Below are 17,590 nucleotides of genomic sequence, written 5' to 3'. Positions count from 1 at the left end.
TCAGGAGCCCTTCGGGGCCAGGTGCGTCGGGGCCAGGTCGGCGGCGTAGGCCGTGAGCGAACGGCGGTAGCGCATCACGTCCTCGTCCAGGCTGCCCTGTGCCACGGCTGCCAGCAGTGTCGCGACGGCTTCGTCGGCGCGTCCGGCCGACTGCAGGGCAAGCGCACGGAACCCCGCGACCCCGATCGACTCCGGGCGCTCCACAGCCAGCTCGTCGAGCAGCTCGACGGCTTCTTCGTGCTGGCCCAGGTTGCGCAGCGATGAGGCGAGCTGGATCACCGCACGGTGACGGAACGGCTCGCGCAGGCCCCCGCCCAGCGCCTGGCGATACAGCTCGACCGCCCGCTCGGGCTGGCCCGCCGAGTCGAACGTGCCGCCGTACTCGTAGGCGATGCGCGCATCGCCGGGGTAGGCGGCGGACAGTGTGGCCGCCGTCTGGATGCGCCGCTGCGCATCCTCGTCGACCCAGAGCTCGGCGATGGCGTCCTCGGCCTCGTGCTCCCCGCGGGCAGCGATGACCTTGCGACGGATGTCCGGCGGCGAGTCGGCCACGCCCCCGACCTCCGCGAGCCAGGCATAGATGGCTTCGCGCTCGGAGTGGCACATGATCGCGACGACGTCGCCGCCATGAGCCTCCGCCACGAGCGCCCTGAGACCGTCCATCTCCGTCGGGAACGACGCAACGTCCGCGACCCCCGCGCGCTGCAGGCCGACGCGCAGGTGCGCCTCGAGGTCCTCCATCGTCCGGCCGCGCAGGTAATGCTCCTTGTGAGCCGCGACGACGTGGTCGGCGCGGTGCCCGGCGATCTCGCCGAGGTTCTCCAGGATCTCGTCGGTGCGGTCGCCTCCCGCGCCCAGGCCCAGGTGGATACGTGAACCGGGCTCGCGCAGCCCCTCGGCGACGTCCATGAGCGCCTCCAGCCCCGCCTCGTTGTGCGCGAGGTCGACGATGACGGTGCAGGTACCCCCCAGCCCCGCGGGGACCGTGTAGGTGTTCATCCGGCCGGGGTTGAGCGCGGCGTCCGGGCGGAAGGTGCGCAGGCCCTCGATGACGGACTCGCGGTGGATCCCCAGTGCGAGGGCGGCTGCGGTGGCGGCCAGGACGTTGGCAACGTTGTGACGGGAGAGTCCGCTGATCGTCATCGGGACGTCGACCACGGAGACCAGGCGGTCGGGGACGCCCGAGCCGGTGAGGACGGTGACGTGGTCGTCCAGGACGGTGATCGCGCGACCGCCCAGTCCCAGGGCCTCGCGGATGGCGGGTGAGTTGGCGTCGAGTGAGAACACCCAGGGCTTGGCCGGCGAGCCGGTGCGCATGGCCCACACACGCGGGTCGTCACCGTTGAGGACGGTCCAGCCACCGGGCCGGGTGGCCCGGGTGATGATCGCCTTGACCTCGGCGAGCTGGTCGACGGTGTCGACCCCCTGCAGGCCGAGGTGGTCGGCCGTCACGTTGGTCACCACCGACACGTCGTTGTGCGAGACCCCCAGGCCCTTGAGGAGCATGCCCCCGCGGGCGGTCTCGAGGATGCCGATCTCGACGCCCGGTGCGCCGAGCACTCCTCGTGCGCCGGCAGGACCCGAGTAGTCACCGGGCTCGATCATCGTCCCGTGGTCCACCACGCCGTCGGTCGAGCTCCAGGCCGTGTGCTTGCCGGAGGTCATGGCGATGTGCGCGAGCAGTCGCGTGGTCGATGTCTTGCCGTTGGTCCCCGTGACCGAGGCCACGGGGATGCGCGGGGAGACGATCCTGGGTGGTGGGCCCTCCGGAGCCGCGCGCACCACGGCGGCCTGCTCCTCGATCACGTCGCGATCCTCGAGCCACGCCGCGAGGACCGGAGCCACCGACTCCCCCAGTGCCTGCGCGGGTCCGCGCCGGCGCCAGACGAAGGACACGACGACGACGGACAGGTCACCGCCGGGGCGTGAACGGATCCCCAGCCGACTCGTGCCCGAGGCTCGGGACACCTGCCGCACGGCGCGCTCGGCCAGCCGGGCAAGAACCCGCTGGCGCTGCTCGGTGCACGGTGCCCCGGCCTGGACCGAGCCCAGGCCCGCACTGCGTGCGATGCGTGCCACCGTCTCCCGGTCGGCCTCGAGGTAGGCCCGCAGGTCCAGCGTGACCTTGACGGCGGGCTTGGGGAAGTAGAGGTTCGGTCCCTCGAGGACCCGGACCTCGGTGGCGGTCACGGCAGGGGCGAGGCGGGGGTCGCTGGTCACCCGCCGAGCCTAATGTGCTGCGCCGAGTCAGATGCCCATCGCGTGGACGCCGCCGTCGACGTGGACGATCTCACCGGTCGTCGCCGGGAACCAGTCGGACAGCAGTGCGGCGCACGCCTTCGCAGCGGGCACCGCGTCGTTGACGTCCCACCCCAACGGTGCCCGGTCGTCCCAGGACTCCTCGAAGGTCTGGAAGCCAGGGATCGACTTCGCCGCCGTCGTGCGGATCGGTCCCGCCGCGACGAGGTTGCAGCGGATCCCCTGCGGACCGAGGTCGCGGGCCAGGTAGCGGCTCGTGGACTCGAACGCAGCCTTGGCCACGCCCATCCAGTCGTAGACCGGCCAGGCGAACTTGGCGTCGAAGGTCAGCCCGACGACGGAGGACCCGGATGACATCAGTGGCAACGCCGCCACGGCCAGCGACTTCAGGGAGTAGGCCGACGCGTGCATCGCCGTCGAGACGTCCTCGAACGTCCCCTCCATGAAGTTGAAGGCGCCCTGCGGCGCGAACCCGATCGAGTGGAGCACCCCGTCCACGTGGTCGACGTGCTCGCCGAGACGCTCCGCGAGACTGTCGAGGTGCTCGGCGTCGGTCACGTCGAGCTCCACGACCGGCGGAGTGGTCGGCAGTCGCTTGGCGATCGTCGACGTGATCTTCATCGTCCTCCCGAAGGACGTGAGCACGACCTCCGCGCCCTCCTCCTGCGCCAGCTTGGCGACGTGGAAGGCGATCGAGGAGTCCATGAGGACTCCCGTGATGAGCAGCTTCTTGCCCTCGAGCAGCATCGGTGTCGTTCTCCTTCTCGGTGCGGGGTGTGCCGGGTTGGCGTGTCTCAGTGGCCCATGCCGAGTCCACCGTCGACGGGGATGACGGCCCCCGTGACGTAGCCGGCGTCCTCGGAGGCGAGGAAGCGCACGACGGCGGCCACCTCACCGGGCTGAGCGAACCGCCCAGCAGGTATGCCGGCCTTGTAGGTCTTCTGGGTGTCCTCCGGGAGCGCTGCGGTCATGTCGGTCTCGATGAAGCCCGGTGCCACGACGTTGGCGGTGATGCCACGCCCACCGAGCTCTCGCGTCACCGAACGGGCCAGGCCCACGAGCCCGGCCTTGCTGGCCGCGTAGTTGGCCTGGCCCGGTCCGCCGTAGAGGCCGACGACGCTGGAGATGAGGACGATCCGTCCGCCGCGGGCCTTGATCATGCCGGTGCTGGCACGCCGGACGCAGCGGAAGACACCAGCCAGGTTGGTGTCGATGACGGCGTCGAAGTCCTCGTCGCTCATGCGCATGAGGAGCCCGTCCTTGGTGATGCCTGCGTTCGCTACGAGAACCTGCACCGGACCACCGAAGATCTCCTCGGCGGCGGCGAAGGCCGCGTTGACCGACTCGGTGTCGGTGACGTCGCACGTGACGGCCGTCAGGCCCTGCGGGGCCTCTCCGCTGCGGCTGGTCACGACCACCGTGTCGCCGCCCTCGACGAAGGCCTGGGCGATGGCCAGGCCGATCCCCCGGTTGCCCCCGGTGACAAGGACGTTGCGTGCTGCGCTCATGGCGCACGACGCTAGTGGACTACCGCCGGGTAGCCCGCATCGCCGCGAGCGTTCCGGGCACCCGGAGGGCGGACGTAGAGTGGTGTGGTGAGCACGAAGCGGCGGGCCGAGCCAACGGTGCAGTCCGTCACCAGCGCACGGTCGACCGCCGACGACGACATCAACGCGAGGATGAAGCACTACCTCGTGACGATGGGGATCCGCACCGGGTGCTTCGTGCTTGCCTTCTTCACCCAGGGTTGGGTCAGGTGGACCTGCGTCGCGCTGGCGGTGGTCCTCCCCTACATCGCCGTCGTCTTCGCCAATGCCCATGCCCCTCGCGTGGCCGGCCGGGTCTCCCCCGTCACCCCACGCGACCCCCATCGCCGACGCCTCGGCCCGGGACGCAGGAACTCCGAGCAGTGACCTCGATGGTCTGCAGCGCCAAGGCCTGTCGTCAGCCGGCGCAGTGGGGGCTGCTGTGGAACAACCCTAAGCTCCACACGCCAGAGCGCCGCAAGGTGTGGCTGGGTTGTGACGAGCACCGGGTCACGCTGGGCGACTTCCTGTCGTTGCGGGGGTTCCTGCGCGACACCGTCCCCGTGGACGAGATTCCGGCCGACGCGGGCTGAGTCGCCTAGCCTCCGATGGCGCTCATCGGGCGCAGGGGCTGCACGAAGTCGGCGCTTCCGATGCCGTGGCCCTTGGCCTTGCGCCACATCTCGCCGGTGATGAGGTCGGCGAGCTCCTCGTCGCTGGCGCCCTCGCGCATCGGTGCGCGAAGGTCGGTCTCCCGCTGCGAGAACAGACAGTTGCGCACCTGACCGTCAGCGGTGAGACGGGTGCGGTCGCACGCCCCACAGAACGGCGCGGTGACGCTGGCAATGATGCCGACGGTCGCCGGTCCGCCGTCGACGAGGAAGCGCTCGGCCGGCGCACTGCCCCGGTCCGACTCGGGCAGCGGGGTGATGGTGAACCGCTCGGACAGCGAGGCCCGGATCTCATCCGCACCGATCATCGTGTTGGCGTCCCAGCCATGCTGTGCATCGAGGGGCATCTGCTCGATGAAGCGCAGCTCGTAACCTCGATCCAGGCACCAGGCGAGCAGGTCCGCCACGGAGTGGTCGTTGATCCCCCGCATGGCGACGGCGTTGACCTTGACCGGCACCAGCCCGGCGTCGTGGGCGGCCTTCAGCCCGGCCTCGACGTCCTTGAGCCGGTCGCGGCGAGTGAGGTCGGCGAACTCCTGCGGGTCGATGGTGTCCAGGCTGACGTTGACCCGGTCGAGACCTGCGGCTGCCAACGGGGCAGCGAGCCGGTCGAGACCGATGCCGTTGGTCGTCATGGCGATCCGGGGACGCGGCGAGAGGGCCGCGATCCTGCCCACGACGTCCGTGAGTGAGCGCCGCAGCAACGGCTCCCCTCCGGTGAGCCTCACCTGCTGCACCCCCAGTGACACGAAGATGCCGACCAGACGTACGAGCTCGTCGTCGGTGAGCATCTCGGGCTTCGCCAGCCACGGCAGGCCCTCGGCGGGCATGCAGTAGCGACACCTCAGGTTGCACCGGTCGGTCACGGACACCCGCAGGTCGCGGGCGACGCGACCGTAGCGGTCCACAAGGCGAGCAGTCGTCGGGGCGGTGGCCATGCACCCAGCCTATGCCGGGTAGCGTGAAGCGCGTGCTTCGGCGTCTGTTCACCCCGCGCTGGCTGGGTGCCCTCGCCCTTGCCGTGGTGTATGCCTTCGTGGGGTACCACCTCGGTCAGTGGCAGTGGGGACGCTACGAGTTCAAGGCCGAGCGCAATGCCCTGCTGGACGCCCATTACCGTGCCGAGCCGGTGCCACTGGCGAGTGTCCTCGACCACCAGCCGGTCGACCGTGCCCGGGACGACTGGACCAAGGTCTCGGCGACCGGCTCCTACGACGGGCAGCAGCTCCTGGTGCGCAACCGCCCCAACAACAGCGTCTATGGGTACGAGGTCCTCGCGCCGCTGCGACTGCAGGACGGGTCGACGGCGATCATCGACCGCGGGTGGGTCGAGAACTCTGCCCGCGGTGCCAACGTCCTGCCCGAGGTCCCTCCCGCTCCCGCAGGAGAGGTCACCGTGGTGGGTTGGGTCCGCCCAGCCGAGAGCACGGATCACAAGAAGCTTCCGGATGGCCAGGTCGCGAGCATCAGCCTGCCCGACGTCGAGGCCGCCTGGGGAACGGAGGTCCTCGACGGCTACGTCGTCCTCGCCTCCGAGAAGCTGCCCGACGGGACGGAGCCTGCGCGCCCGGCTGCCCTCGCCGACCCTGACCGCAGCCTGGGACCTCACCAGGCGTACGCCTTCCAGTGGTGGTTCTCGATGCCGGTGGGACTGCTGCTCATCTGGCTCGGGCTGCGCCGCGAGCAGCGAGAGGCGCAGCCCGATCGCGTGGTCAAGCCCAAGAAGGTCCGGATCTGGGACGAGGAGGACTACTGACTCGGAGTTGTCACCGGTGCGACGCGTCAGACCGCGTCAGCCACGACGACGTAGTTCGCGACCCGGTGACCGTCGCTGCGATAGCCCAGGTCGGCATCGCAGGTGATCAGCACGATCCGGCGCTTGGACGTGTTCTGGCCCCAGACGTCCGCATCGTGCGTGAGGGCCACCTTGGTCACCACGGCCGCCCGCCTCACGACGTAGGTCCTGGTCGTCGCACCCGCCCGGATCAGCACTGTGTTGCCGACATGCACCGAGGGCAGGTCCGCAAAGACGTCGTCACGGCCCGATGCGACGACGTGACCAGCCACCACGGCCGTCCCGACGTTGCCCGGCTTGACGCGGCCGTAGCCGCGCACCCACATGGCCCGGCCGGCCGGTGGGTTCACCTTGCCCGACGAGTCCACCCCTCCCGACGACAGCGACACATCCAGGCCGATCGATGACACGGCGAGGTTCGGTTCGGAGGGCGGAGGTGGGGTGGTTCCGGTGGACGCCGACTCGGCGTGCTGGTGGGTCCTCGACCTCTGCGAGGCAGTCGCCCTGACGGACGGGCGAGCCGCACCCGACGCCGACCGGGTGGGTGCGGGCACCAAGGCCTCGGCCGGCGTGGACCTCGCAGAGGACGTGGCCGACACGGACGAGGCAGACGCAGGCGCTCCTCCCCGCTCCCAGTCGAGACCGAGGGCGAGGAGGAGTGAACCGACCACGAGTGCGACGACGCCCCCGGCGAGCAGAGGGCGGCGTGGCATCAGGAGAGGCGGTGGCGACCGCGAGCAGCGGCCAGCGTCGCCCCGGCACCGATGACCAGGAGTGCGACCCCTCCACCGGCGAGCGGGAGATTGGGCTTCGCCGGGTCGACCAGGTCGGTCTCCACGACAGGACCGGTGACCGCAGGCGTCGTCACGGCCGGAGGCGTCGTCACGGCCGGAGGCGTGGTGTCGACAGGAGTGGTCGTGTCACCCGGGGGCGTGGTGTCGACAGAAGTGGTCGTGTCACCCGGGGGCGTGGTGTCCACAGGAGTGGTCGTGTCACCGGGAGGCGTGGTGTCCACAGGAGTGGTCGTGTCGCCCGGGGGCGTGGTGTCGACAGGGGTAGTGGTGTCACCGGGAGGCGTGGTGTCCTCGCCCGGAGCACACATCGACGGGTCGACCTCCTCCAGGGCCGCGCCCTGCCCGTCGGTCTTCCAGTTGCCGGCCCAGTTCCGTCCATCGAGGCTGACCGCGTCGCCTGTCCCCTGCGCGAGGGACTCGTGCGGCGGGATGACGTCGCGGCCCTGCTGGTGCACGGCGTGCCCCTGCTTGCTGATCGCGGCCTCGTCCAGCGTGAGCACCACCCACGCGTCAGCGTCCCCAGTCGCATGGCAGATGGTGATGTTCGTGGTGGGCTTGGCCTGCGCCGCCCCTGCCATCGCCACCCCCAGCCCTGAGATGAGCGTGAGTCCGAGAGCAGTGCTGGTCAGCTGACGTGTCGTGACGCGTGGCATGAAGTGTTGTTTCCCTCCGAAGAATCCCCGTTGAAAGCGCAGGTCGCGCGTCCCCCAGAGGGAATGCTTGGTGCCGGAAGGAGAAGATTCTGCGGAATACCCGACAGTTGGCTCAAAGGTTTCATGTGCCTGGTCGTCAGGGTCAGGTGGACATGACTCAGAGTAACTAGACCTGATGAGGGAAGCCTCAGTCCGCGCCAGCTGACCCCTCTCGGGGACGCCTCACACGGCGTCGGCGACGACGACGTAGTTGGCGACCCGATGACCGTCACTGCGATAGCCCAGGTCGGCGTCGCAGGTGATCAGCACGACCCTTCGCTTGGACGTGTTCTGGCCCCAGACGTCGGCGTCGTGGGTGAGGGTGGCCTTCTTGACCACGGCGGCTCGCTTCACGACGTAGGTCCTGGTGGTCGCACCCGACCGGATCCGCAGTGTGTTGCCGACATGAACCGACGACAGGGCGGCGAAGACGTCGCCGTGGCCCGATGACGCGACATGACCAGCCACGACGGCCGTACCGACGTTTCCCGGCTTGACGCGTCCGTAGCCGCGCAGCCACATCGCTCGACCGGCCGGTGGGTTCACCTTGCCCGAAGAGTCCACCCCGCCGGACGACAGCGACACATCGAGACCGATCGACGACACCTGCAGACTCAGTCCGGAGGGAGCCGGCGGGCTCGCCCTGGTGGTCCTGGGACGAACGTGGGCGGTGGGCTGCTTCGCCTTCGCCTTCGGCGCGGTCGCGGTCGGGCGCCCAGGAGCCAGAGTGCGCTTCGGCGTCGCGCTGGTGGGTGGCGAAGGCGTGACCGTGGCAGATCTGGTCGGCGAGGGCGCCGACGGCGCCGGTGAGGGCACCGTCGGCGCCGGCGAGGCGGACGTCACGGAAGGTGAGGCCGCCACAGACGATGCCGACGCGGGCGCTCCTCCCCGCCCCCAGTCGAGACCGAGGGCGAGAAGGAGCGAACCGACGACCATTGCGACGACGCCCCCGACGAGCAGAGGGCGGCGAAGCATCAGAAGTGGCTGCCCCGGCGACGAGCAACGACCAGGGTTGCGCCGGCACCAGCGAGGAGGAGTGCGGCTCCGCCACCGACGAGCGGGAGGTTGGGCCCGGCAGGGGCGACGAGGTCGGTCTCGACGACAGGACCGGTCACCGGGGGCGTCATCACGACGGGAGGCGTCGTCACGACGGGAGGCGTGGTCACGGCCGGAGGGGTGGTCTCACCGGGAGGGGTGGTCTCGGCAGCGCCACACATGGACGGGTCGACGTCCTCAAGGGCAACGCCCATGTCGTCGACCTTCCAGTTGTCGTCCCAGTTCTGTCCGTCGAAGCTTCTGGCCTCGTCAGAGCCCTCAGCGGTGTACGTGAACGGTGGGATGACGTCACCCTTGTCCTGGTGGTCGATGTGCCCATTCCAGACGCCGGAGGAGGAAGGCGAGATGACGACGTAGGGCTTGTCCGAGCCGGTCATGTGGCAGATCGTGACGTGCTCTGCCTCGTCTGCCTGCGCCGCTCCTGCCATTGCCACCCCCAGACCGCCGATCAGGGTGAGTCCGACGGCCGTGCTGGTCAGTCGACGTGTCGTGATGCGTGCCATGAATCGTGTCCCTCCGAAATGTCCCCGTGAAAGCGCAGGTCGCGCGTCTCCCACCAGGAATGCTTCGTGCCGGCACGCAGAGAAGTGGCGAGATGCCCGAGAGTTGCCTCAAAGGTTTCGCCGAACCGTTCGGCTGGATGAGACGAAGATCACCCGGAGTAACTACACGCCGGGCGTGGAGGCCGTCGTGTCGTCAGCGAACTGGGTTGTGTAGAGCTGGCCGTAGAGGCCGCCGCGGGCGAGCAGCTCGACGTGGGTGCCCCGCTCGACGATCCGACCGTCCTCGAGCACGAGGATGAGGTCGGCGTGCCGGACGGTGGACAGCCGGTGCGCGATCACGAGCGCCGTGCGCCCCTCGAGCGCGGCGTCGAGCGCGCGTTGAACCGCGACCTCGCTCTCGCTGTCGAGGTGCGCCGTCGCCTCGTCGAGCACGACGAGCCGCGGACCCTTGAGCAGCAGTCGCGCGATGGCCAGGCGCTGCTTCTCGCCACCGCTGAGCCGGTGCCCTCGGTCCCCCACCACGGTGTCGAGGCCGGCGGGCAGGCGGGTGACGAGGTCCCACACCCGGGCCGCTCGCAGAGCGGCCTCGATCTGCGCCTCGGTGGCCGCCGGCGCGGCATACAGGAGGTTGGCCCGGATCGTGTCGTGGAAGAGGTGCGCCTCCTGGGTGACCACGCTGACGGTGTCGCGCAGCGACTCCAGGGTCACGCTGCGCAGGTCGGCACCGTTGATGCGGACGGCGCCGCTCGTCGGGTCGTACAGCCGGGCGACGAGAGCGCTGAGGGTCGACTTGCCGGCACCGCTCGGGCCCACGAGCGCCACGAGCTGCCCCGGCTCGATGGTGGCGTCGAGGTCGTCGAGCACCTCCGAGCCGGGCTCGCGGTCACCGCTGGCCTCCGACTCGAGGGAGCGCAGGGAGACCTCGCCGGCGGCCGGGTAGGCGAACCGGACGTGGTCGAGGTCGAGGCGGACCGGCCCCGCCGGGACCGGTGTGGCGTCAGGGGCCTCCGCCACGAGCGGCCTGAGATCGAGGATCTCGAAGACCCGCTCGAAGGAGACCAGAGCCGTCATGACGTCCACACGGGCGTTGGACATGGTCGTCAGCGGCCCGTAGAGCCTCGCCAGCAACGCCGTGAGGGCCAGCAACGTGCCGACGCTCAGGGAGCCGTCCACGGCCATGACACCACCGAAGCCGTAGACCAGGGCCGTGGCCAGCGAGGCCACCAGGGTGAGGCCGACGAAGAAGACCGACCGGTTGACCGCGATCCGCACGCCGATGTCACGCACGCTCTCTGCCCGCTGTGCGTACTGCCGGTCCTCCACCTCGGGGTTGCCGTAGATCTTGACGAGGAGGGCACCTGCGACGTTGAAGCGCTCGGTCATGCGCGTGCCCAGCTCGGCGTTGAGTCCCATCTGGTCGTGCGCCAGTGCCGCCAGGCGACCACCCATGGCGCGGGCCGGGATGAGGAACAACGGTACGAGCACGAGGGATGCCAGGGTGAGCTGCCACGACAGCAGCAGCATGACCCCGATGATGAGGGCGAGCGAGACCGCGTTGCTCACGACGCTCGAGAGCACTGACGTGAAGGCCTGCTGGGCGCCGATGACGTCGTTGTTGAGGCGTGACACGAGAGCACCGGTCTGGGCCCGGGTGAAGAAGGCGACGGGCTGGCGCATCACGTGCCCGAACACCTGCGTGCGCAGGTCGACGATGAGGCCCTCGCCGATGCGCGAGGAGAGCCAGCGCGAGACCAGGGTGACGAGCGCGCTGAGGATGGCGATCGCCGCAACAAGCAAGGACAGCCGCACGACCACGCCGGAGTCCTTGGGATAGATGCCGTCATCGATGAGGCTCTTGAAGAGCAGCGGCGTGGCCACGATGAGCAACGCGTCGACGACGACGAGCACGAGGAACCACACGATGATCGACCGGTACGGACGGGCGTAGGACAGGACCCGTCGGGCCGTGCCGGGGGCGAGCTCCCGGGAGCGCACGCTGGAGTCCTTGCTCAGGCTGTGGATCGCCTGCCATCCGGCCACGCTCATGGTGCGGTGCTCGCGGTGTCGATGTGCTTGGCCATGGAGCAGATCCTCTTTCCTCAGGTGCGCTTGAGGTCAACCGCGGCCGGCTCTCCCTGATTCCGCGACGGACCTCACGACCCGCTCCCCACGGTACGACCGCCGACCGACAGCCGCGGCAGGGAGCGCGATCAGGCGAGGTTGACCAGGTCCTTGTAGTCAGGTCCCCACAGGTCCTCGACACCGTCGGGCAGCAGCAGGATGCGCTCGGGCTCGAGCGCATCCACCGCACCCTCGTCGTGCGTGACGAGGACGACGGCACCCTTGTAGGTCTTGAGCGCGCCGAGGATCTCCTCGCGCGAGGCCGGGTCGAGGTTGTTGGTGGGCTCGTCGAGCAGCAGGACGTTGGCCGACGACACCACGAGCAGGGCCAGCGACAGCCGCGTCTTCTCGCCACCGGACAGCACCCCCGCCGGCTTGTCGACGTCGTCCCCGGTGAAGAGGAACGAGCCGAGGACCTTGCGCACATCGGTCTCGCCCAGCGCCGGTGCCGCCGACTTCATGTTGTCGAGGACGGACCGGTCGACCTCGAGGTTCTCGTGCTCCTGCGCGTAGTAGCCGATCTTGAGGCCGTGGCCGGGCTCGACCTGGCCCGTGTCCGGGGCGTCCACGCCGGCGAGCATCCGGAGCAAGGTGGTCTTGCCGGCGCCGTTGAGCCCCAGCACGACCACGCGCGAGCCACGGTCGATCGCGAGGTCGACGTCGGTGAAGATCTCGAGCGAGCCGTAGGACCGGGACAGCCCACTGGCGCGCAAGGGTGTCTTGCCGCAGGGCGAGGGGTCGGGGAAGCGCAGCTTGGCCACCCGGTCGCTCACCCGCTCGGTCTCGAGCCCGGACAGCAGCCGCTCCGCGCGACGCGCCATGTTCTGGGCGGCCACGGTCTTGGTGGCCTTGGCGCGCATCTTGTCGGCCTGGGCCATGAGCACCCCGGCCTTCTTCTCCGCGTTGGCCCGCTCGCGCTTGCGCCGACGCTCGTCGGTCTCGCGCTGCTGGAGGTAGGCCTTCCAGCCGAGGTTGTAGATGTCGAGCTCGGCGCGGTTGGCGTCGAGGTGGAAGACCTTGTTGACGACGGCGCCGAGGAGGTCGACGTCGTGCGAGATGACGATGAGCCCACCCTTGTAGCCCTTGAGGTGCTCGCGCAGCCAGACGATCGAGTCGGCGTCGAGGTGGTTGGTCGGCTCGTCGAGGAGCAACGTCTCGGCACCGGAGAACAGGATGCGCGACAGCTCGATACGACGCCGCTGACCACCGGAGAGCGTCGCGAGCGTCTGGTCGAGGTGGCGCTCCTCGAGAGCGAGGGCCGAGGCGATGGACGCGGCCTCCGACTCCGCCGCGTAGCCACCGGCAGCATGGAACTCGCCCTCGAGACGTCCGTAGCGGCGCATGGCCTGCTCGAGCTTCTCGCCCGTCTGCTCCGCCATGGCCAGCTCGGCGGCGCGCAGGTCGCGCACGATGCGGTCGAGGCCGCGAGCGGACAGGATCCGGTCGCGACCGGTGACGTGGAGGTCCCCGGTGCGTGGGTCCTGCGGCAGGTAGCCGACCTCGCCCGTGCTCTGGACCGATCCGGCGGCGGGTGTCCCGGCGCCGGCGAGAACCTTGGTCAGAGTCGTCTTGCCCGCTCCGTTGCGGCCGACGAGGCCGATCCGGTCGCCGGCGGCCACCCGGAAGGACACGTTGTCGAGGAGGAGCCGGGATCCCGCACGCAGCTCGATGGCAGCGGCAGTGAGCACAGGGGAAGTCTTTCGTCGGTGGGGCTGAGGGAGATGGAGAGGCGCACCGCTGACGCACCGCGGGCCGTGTGGCCTTTAGTCTAGGTTGCGCCGTGCTCCGCACGGAAAACGCGCTACATGGGAGGCCCTGAATGAGCTTCAACGACGACGTCGGCCTGGACACCTCGCAGGTGGAGTCCGGGGGCGGTGGGGGTGGCGCCCCGGGCGGGATCGCCGTCGGTGGAGGCCTCGGCGGAATCATCCTGCTCATCCTCGGGCTCATCTTCGGCATCCCGATGGGCAACGGCAGCGACCCGACCGGCGGAACGACGACGGGTTCCAGCCAGGAGCAGGTCGACGGCACCAACGGGAGCGGCTCGGACTTCAGCAACTGCAAGTCGGGCGCCGACGCCAACGCCGACGTCCAGTGCCGCGTCATCGGCACGGTGAACTCGGTCAACGCCTTCTGGGCCGCCGAGCTCCCCCGCTACCAGAAGCAGTGGCAGCAGACCAGGACCGTCCTCTACACCGGGTCGACGCCCTCGAAGTGCGGCACCGCGAGCAACCAGGTGGGCCCCTTCTACTGCCCGCTCGACCAGAAGGTCTACATCGACGCCTCGTTCTTCGACATCCTCACGCAGCAGTTCGGAGCCGACAACGGAGCCCTCGCTCAGGAGTATGTCGTCGCCCACGAGTACGGCCACGCGCTGCAGGACCAGCTCGGCCTCCTCGGGCGCGCCCAGCAGGACCCGCAGGGTGCCAACAGCGGCGCGGTGCGCATCGAGCTCATGGCCGACTGCCTCGGCGGCGTCTGGGCCAAGCACGCGTCCTCGACCGACGGCCCCGACGGCAAGCCGTTCCTCAAGCCGCTCACCGAAGCCGACATCAAGAGCGCCCTGTCGGCCGCGTCCGCCGTCGGTGACGACCGCATCCAACAGAAGACCCAGGGACAGGTCAACCCCGAGTCCTGGACGCACGGCTCCGCCGAGGCACGCCAGCGCTGGTTCCTCCAGGGCTACAAGACCGGCGACCTCAACAAGTGCAACACCTTCAACGTCGACAGGGTCAGCTGACGCCATGGGTACGCCCGCCGGACCCGAGACGATCCGCCTCGGTCCGCAACAGACGCTCACCGTGCTGTCCTCGGACGCGACGGCCCTGAAGGTCGAGTGCCGGTGGATGCCGGGAGACCCTCCACCGACCCACTGGCACCCAACCCAGCACGAGCACTTCGAGGTGCTCGAGGGAGAGCTCACCACCGTCGTCGACGGAGAGCGCCGGGTCCTTCAGGTGGGTGAGTCGCTCGACGTCTCGCCGCGCACGGCTCACTCCATGTGGAACGCGGGTCCCGGACCGTGCCGCGCGACCTGGCGGGTCACCCCGGCGCAGCGGACGGAGGAGATGTTCCGCGCCCTCGCGAGCGGTCGGGGACCGCTGCGCAAGGCGGCACTCGTCTGGCGCTTCCGCCGCGAGCTCAGGCTCGGCCGGCCCCGCTCCTAAAGCCTCACTCCCCCTCGGGATACTTCTTGTCGAGCTCCTGGAGCAGCCGGTGGGCGGCGAGCTCCACGTCCTTGTGGCGCCACTCGGACGCGCGGTAGACGGAGGCGATGAGCGCGCTGCGGTGCACCTTGCTGAAGTCGCCGAACGCGAACGCATGGCGCGCCTTGGTCTCGTCGTTGGCGCCGTCGGTGAGACCGAGGTGCCACGAGGCGTAGTCGTCCCAGTCGTGCTCGTCGAGGAAGGCGTTCTGGGTGTCGGCGTCCGGCTGGACGTCACCCCAGTTGCTGTCGAGCACGACCTCGCCGGACGTGATGAGGTCACGACAGTGACGGACAGCCTTGCGGTTCACCGAGTAGGACGCCATGGCCCCATCATGTCCCCGGGCCGTCGTCGATGCGGACCTCGACGGCCCGCGCTCGGCGCACGACCTCGTCGAGGACTGCGCGTCGTGGGTCGCCGATGTCGTGGAACTCCCGTCTGGGCAGCTCGCGCAGCCAGGCCATCCGGGCAGGGTCGAGCACGTCGCGCACCAAGGTCCTGTCCCCACCGACGACAAGGCCCGTGGGTATGCCGGCCGGCACGATCCGCAGGAAGTGTTCCGTCACAGCCCGCACCAGCTCGTCCGCCTGGTTGCCCCGGCGCCGCGCAAAACGCTGCTGCGACCACCCGCCCGCCGCGGTGCGCGACTGGACGTGACGGGTCCCCACCTTGTGCGCGACGAGAGTGGACCCGTCAACGTGCGCCACGGCATACCCGCCGCGTCTGACGAGCACGACGGCAAGGTGCGGGTGCTCGAAACGCGAGATCCCGACGACCCGCTGGGGTCCGTCGGGATTGGCGGCGTCGAAGCGCTCGCGCCAGGCGGGATAACGCTCCGGCGCAACCTCGACGAGTCGGCTCACTAGATGTTGAAGCCCAGGGCGCGCAGCTGGTCGCGACCGTCGTCGGTGATCTTGTCGGGACCCCACGGCGGCATCCAGACCCAGTTGACGCGGTAGGACGAGACGAGGCCCTCGAGCGACTGCTGTGTCTGGTCCTCGATGACGTCGGTGAGCGGGCAGGCCGCGGACGTCAGGGTCATGTCGATGACGGCGTGGTTCTGCCCGTCGACGGTGATGCCGTAGACGAGGCCGAGGTCGACGACGTTGATCCCGAGCTCGGGGTCGACGACGTCGCGCATGGCCTCCTCGACGTCGGCCACGTTGACCGGTGCGTTGGTGGTCTCACTCATGACGTTCCTTCCTCGGACTGCTTCTGGGACAGGGTCGTCTCGCGACCACTCTGGTGCAACGCGTCGGTGAAGGCCATCCATCCCAGGAGGGCGCACTTCACGCGTGCGGGGTACTTGCCGACGCCGGCGAGAGCGACACCGTCGCCGATGACCTCCTCGTCGCCGGGGTCCTCGCCCTTGGAGGTGAGCATCGACTTCATCGCCTCGAAGGTCGTGAGGACCTCGCTCAGCGGGCGGCCGATGCTCTCCTCGGCGAGGATCGAGGTCGAGGCCATGCTGATCGAGCAGCCGAGCGCGTCGTAGGAGATGTCCTCAACCACAGGACCTTCCGCTGTGTCCTCGATGTGGATGCGCAGGGTCACCTCGTCACCGCAGGTCGGGTTGACGTGGTGCACCTCGGCCTCGAACGGCTCGCGCAAGCCCGCGTGCTGCGGGCGCTTCGAGTGCTCGAGGATGAGCTCCTGGTACAGGTCCATCAGCTGGCCACCCCGAAGATCTGAGGGACACGGTCGAGCGCCTCGAGGAGCGCGTCGACCTCGGCGGTCGTGTTGTATGCCGCGAAGCTGGCTCGCGTCGTGGCCGCCACCTTGAAGCGGCGGTGGAGCGGCCAGGCGCAGTGGTGCCCGACGCGCACGGCCACGCCGGCGTTGTCGAGGATCTGGCCGACGTCGTGGGCGTGGACCCCGTCGACGACGAAGGCGACCGTGCCGCCCCTGCTCTCGAGGTCGGTGGGACCGACCACGGTCACCCAGGGGCGCGTCGCCAGACCGGCGAGGAGCCGCTCGACGAGGGCGAGCTCATGCGCATGGATGCGCTCGATGCCCAGCTCCTCGATGTAGTCCACGGCGGCGGCCAGACCGATCGCCTGCGCCGTCATGGGCACGCCGGCCTCGAACCGCTGGGGTGGCGGGGCGTAGGTGCTGCCCTCCATGCGGACCGTCTCGATCATCGAGCCGCCGGTGAGGAACGGGGGCATGGCCTCGAGGAGCTCGCTGCGACCCCAGAGCACGCCGATGCCGCTCGGGCCGAACATCTTGTGGCCTGAAAATGCCACGAAGTCCGCGCCGAGCTCGGCGACGTCGATGGCCGTGTGCGGCACGGACTGGCAGGCGTCGAGGACGACGAGCGCGCCGACGTCGTGGGCGCGGGTGACGATCTCGTCGAGCGGGTTGACCGTGCCGAGGACGTTGGACGCGTGGACGACCGCGACGACCTTGGTGCTCTCGGTGAGGAGCTCGTCGAGGGTGCTCAGGTCGAGCCGGCCACCGTCGGTCACCGGGATCCAGCGCAGGGTCGCACCCGTGCGGCGGCAGAGCTCCTGCCACGGCACGAGGTTGGCGTGGTGCTCCATCTCGGTGACGAGGACCTCGTCACCCTCACGAAGCGCGAACCGCTCGCTGCCCGGGATGCCCGGGTGCGGCGAGTTCGAGAACGCGTAGGCGACGAGGTTGAGCGCCTCCGTCGCGTTCTTGGTGAAGACGACGTCCTGGGCCTGCGCACCGATGAAGCCGGCAATGCGCTCGCGCGCACCCTCGTATGCCGCGGTCGCCTCTTCGGAGAGCGCGTGGGCTCCGCGGTGTGGTGCGGAGTTCAGGCGCTCGTAGAAGTTCCGCTCGGCGTCGAGGACCTGGACCGGCTTGTGCGACGTGGCACCCGAGTCGAGGTAGACCAGCGGCGCACCGTCACGCACGGTGCGCGTGAGGATCGGGAAGTCGGCCCGGATCCGGGCCACCTCCTCGTCGGTGAACGGCGTGCTCGACGGCTCAGTCATGGGA

20 protein-coding genes are annotated in these 17,590 nt (G+C 69.7%); 5 read left to right on the top strand and 15 right to left on the bottom strand.

Features of this window, described 5'->3' with window-relative positions; genetic code table 11:
• Genes ASG74_RS12655 through fabG form a run of 3 tightly spaced genes read right to left on the bottom strand, consistent with a single transcriptional unit; the run spans position 1 to position 3,767 of the window.
• Entirely contained in the window at positions 1–2,220 is a 2,220-nt protein-coding gene (locus ASG74_RS12655) for a tetratricopeptide repeat protein (protein WP_056144032.1), read from the bottom strand.
• A 27-nt stretch (positions 2,221–2,247) separates the two neighbouring features.
• The gene (fabI, locus tag ASG74_RS12650; protein ID WP_056144030.1) at positions 2,248–3,006 is read right to left on the bottom strand and encodes an enoyl-ACP reductase FabI; all 759 of its coding nucleotides are present in this window, start codon (positions 3,004–3,006) and stop codon (positions 2,248–2,250) included.
• Between the two features lie 47 nt (positions 3,007–3,053).
• Complete coding sequence (gene fabG, locus ASG74_RS12645; protein ID WP_056144026.1) at positions 3,054–3,767, bottom strand: 3-oxoacyl-ACP reductase FabG; 714 nt, start codon at positions 3,765–3,767, stop codon at positions 3,054–3,056.
• Positions 3,768–3,854: 87 nt separating this feature from the next.
• On the opposite strand from fabG, the gene ASG74_RS12640 reads away from it, so the two are divergent.
• Both ASG74_RS12640 and ASG74_RS12635 read left to right on the top strand, forming a co-directional pair.
• A complete protein-coding gene (locus tag ASG74_RS12640) occupies positions 3,855–4,172 on the top strand; it encodes a DUF3099 domain-containing protein (RefSeq protein ID WP_235498942.1) in 318 nt (105 codons plus the stop codon).
• Between the two features lie 5 nt (positions 4,173–4,177).
• On the top strand, positions 4,178–4,378 hold the full coding sequence (locus tag ASG74_RS12635; protein ID WP_056144753.1) for a hypothetical protein: 201 nt from the start codon (positions 4,178–4,180) through the stop codon (positions 4,376–4,378).
• A gap of 5 nt (positions 4,379–4,383) precedes the next feature.
• Here ASG74_RS12635 and moaA read toward each other — a convergent pair whose 3' ends face one another.
• On the bottom strand, positions 4,384–5,394 hold the full coding sequence (gene moaA / locus ASG74_RS12630; protein WP_056144020.1) for a GTP 3',8-cyclase MoaA: 1,011 nt from the start codon (positions 5,392–5,394) through the stop codon (positions 4,384–4,386).
• Positions 5,395–5,426: 32 nt separating this feature from the next.
• Between moaA and ASG74_RS12625 the strand changes: the two genes are divergently transcribed.
• The gene (locus ASG74_RS12625) at positions 5,427–6,212 is read left to right on the top strand and encodes an SURF1 family cytochrome oxidase biogenesis protein (protein WP_235498941.1); all 786 of its coding nucleotides are present in this window, start codon (positions 5,427–5,429) and stop codon (positions 6,210–6,212) included.
• A 26-nt stretch (positions 6,213–6,238) separates the two neighbouring features.
• Here ASG74_RS12625 and ASG74_RS12620 read toward each other — a convergent pair whose 3' ends face one another.
• The 6 genes from ASG74_RS12620 to ASG74_RS12595 form a co-directional block, all read right to left on the bottom strand.
• Complete coding sequence (locus tag ASG74_RS12620; protein WP_056144014.1) at positions 6,239–6,964, bottom strand: class F sortase; 726 nt, start codon at positions 6,962–6,964, stop codon at positions 6,239–6,241.
• Positions 6,964–7,698, bottom strand: a complete 735-nt coding sequence (locus tag ASG74_RS12615; protein ID WP_056144012.1) for a hypothetical protein — start codon at positions 7,696–7,698, stop codon at positions 6,964–6,966. Before ASG74_RS12615 ends, ASG74_RS12620 begins: the two co-directional genes overlap by 1 nt.
• 222 nt (positions 7,699–7,920) lie before the next feature.
• Positions 7,921–8,343, bottom strand: a complete 423-nt coding sequence (locus ASG74_RS17335; protein WP_056144010.1) for a class F sortase — start codon at positions 8,341–8,343, stop codon at positions 7,921–7,923.
• Positions 8,344–8,711: 368 nt separating this feature from the next.
• Positions 8,712–9,296 carry a hypothetical protein gene (locus ASG74_RS12605; protein ID WP_056144007.1) on the bottom strand — a complete coding sequence of 195 codons (585 nt, stop codon included), beginning with the start codon at positions 9,294–9,296 and terminating at the stop codon, positions 8,712–8,714.
• A 162-nt stretch (positions 9,297–9,458) separates the two neighbouring features.
• Positions 9,459–11,342, bottom strand: coding sequence for an ABC transporter ATP-binding protein (locus tag ASG74_RS12600; protein WP_056144004.1), 1,884 nt, complete (start codon positions 11,340–11,342; stop codon positions 9,459–9,461).
• A gap of 164 nt (positions 11,343–11,506) precedes the next feature.
• Positions 11,507–13,105: an ABC-F family ATP-binding cassette domain-containing protein gene (locus ASG74_RS12595; RefSeq protein WP_056144002.1), complete on the bottom strand. Its 1,599-nt coding sequence runs from the start codon at positions 13,103–13,105 to the stop codon at positions 11,507–11,509.
• A 131-nt stretch (positions 13,106–13,236) separates the two neighbouring features.
• Here ASG74_RS12595 and ypfJ point away from each other — a divergent pair, with 131 nt between their 5' ends.
• Both ypfJ and ASG74_RS12585 read left to right on the top strand, forming a co-directional pair.
• Entirely contained in the window at positions 13,237–14,157 is a 921-nt protein-coding gene (gene ypfJ / locus ASG74_RS12590) for a KPN_02809 family neutral zinc metallopeptidase (RefSeq protein WP_056143999.1), read from the top strand.
• 4 nt (positions 14,158–14,161) lie between these two features.
• Complete coding sequence (locus ASG74_RS12585; RefSeq protein ID WP_056143998.1) at positions 14,162–14,584, top strand: cupin domain-containing protein; 423 nt, start codon at positions 14,162–14,164, stop codon at positions 14,582–14,584.
• 4 nt (positions 14,585–14,588) lie between these two features.
• Here ASG74_RS12585 and ASG74_RS12580 read toward each other — a convergent pair whose 3' ends face one another.
• Genes ASG74_RS12580 through ASG74_RS12560 form a run of 5 tightly spaced genes read right to left on the bottom strand, consistent with a single transcriptional unit; the run spans position 14,589 to position 17,586 of the window.
• A complete protein-coding gene (locus ASG74_RS12580) occupies positions 14,589–14,948 on the bottom strand; it encodes a hypothetical protein (protein WP_056143995.1) in 360 nt (119 codons plus the stop codon).
• 7 nt (positions 14,949–14,955) lie between these two features.
• Positions 14,956–15,486 carry an acVLRF1 family peptidyl-tRNA hydrolase gene (locus ASG74_RS12575; RefSeq protein WP_056143992.1) on the bottom strand — a complete coding sequence of 177 codons (531 nt, stop codon included), beginning with the start codon at positions 15,484–15,486 and terminating at the stop codon, positions 14,956–14,958.
• Positions 15,486–15,815 (bottom strand): metal-sulfur cluster assembly factor, encoded by a 330-nt coding sequence (locus ASG74_RS12570; RefSeq protein WP_009774977.1) that lies wholly within the window; start codon positions 15,813–15,815, stop codon positions 15,486–15,488. Before ASG74_RS12570 ends, ASG74_RS12575 begins: the two co-directional genes overlap by 1 nt.
• Entirely contained in the window at positions 15,812–16,291 is a 480-nt protein-coding gene (gene sufU / locus ASG74_RS12565; protein ID WP_056143989.1) for a Fe-S cluster assembly sulfur transfer protein SufU, read from the bottom strand. Before sufU ends, ASG74_RS12570 begins: the two co-directional genes overlap by 4 nt.
• Positions 16,291–17,586, bottom strand: coding sequence for a cysteine desulfurase (locus ASG74_RS12560; protein WP_056143986.1), 1,296 nt, complete (start codon positions 17,584–17,586; stop codon positions 16,291–16,293). Before ASG74_RS12560 ends, sufU begins: the two co-directional genes overlap by 1 nt.
• Between the last annotated feature and the right edge of the window lie 4 nt (positions 17,587–17,590).

Origin of the sequence: Knoellia sp. Soil729, assembly GCF_001427985.1 — a bacterium.
Taxonomy (GTDB): domain Bacteria; phylum Actinomycetota; class Actinomycetes; order Actinomycetales; family Dermatophilaceae; genus Knoellia.
This window is presented reverse-complemented; position numbering and strand designations above follow the sequence as displayed.

Coding starts and splice junctions, on each gene's coding strand:
- ASG74_RS12570 (WP_009774977.1), bottom strand. CDS start 15,815: ATGAGTGAGACCACCAACGCACCGGTCAACGTGGCCGACGTCGAGGAG.
- ASG74_RS12605 (WP_056144007.1), bottom strand. CDS start 9,296: ATGGCACGCATCACGACACGTCGACTGACCAGCACGGCCGTCGGACTC.
- ASG74_RS12615 (WP_056144012.1), bottom strand. CDS start 7,698: ATGCCACGCGTCACGACACGTCAGCTGACCAGCACTGCTCTCGGACTC.
- ASG74_RS12560 (WP_056143986.1), bottom strand. CDS start 17,586: ATGACTGAGCCGTCGAGCACGCCGTTCACCGACGAGGAGGTGGCCCGG.
- moaA (WP_056144020.1), bottom strand. CDS start 5,394: ATGGCCACCGCCCCGACGACTGCTCGCCTTGTGGACCGCTACGGTCGC.
- ASG74_RS12635 (WP_056144753.1), top strand. CDS start 4,178: ATGGTCTGCAGCGCCAAGGCCTGTCGTCAGCCGGCGCAGTGGGGGCTG.
- sufU (WP_056143989.1), bottom strand. CDS start 16,291: ATGGACCTGTACCAGGAGCTCATCCTCGAGCACTCGAAGCGCCCGCAG.
- ASG74_RS12585 (WP_056143998.1), top strand. CDS start 14,162: ATGGGTACGCCCGCCGGACCCGAGACGATCCGCCTCGGTCCGCAACAG.
- fabG (WP_056144026.1), bottom strand. CDS start 3,767: ATGAGCGCAGCACGCAACGTCCTTGTCACCGGGGGCAACCGGGGGATC.
- ASG74_RS12580 (WP_056143995.1), bottom strand. CDS start 14,948: ATGGCGTCCTACTCGGTGAACCGCAAGGCTGTCCGTCACTGTCGTGAC.
- ASG74_RS12620 (WP_056144014.1), bottom strand. CDS start 6,964: ATGCCACGCCGCCCTCTGCTCGCCGGGGGCGTCGTCGCACTCGTGGTC.
- ypfJ (WP_056143999.1), top strand. CDS start 13,237: ATGAGCTTCAACGACGACGTCGGCCTGGACACCTCGCAGGTGGAGTCC.
- ASG74_RS12600 (WP_056144004.1), bottom strand. CDS start 11,342: ATGAGCGTGGCCGGATGGCAGGCGATCCACAGCCTGAGCAAGGACTCC.
- fabI (WP_056144030.1), bottom strand. CDS start 3,006: ATGCTGCTCGAGGGCAAGAAGCTGCTCATCACGGGAGTCCTCATGGAC.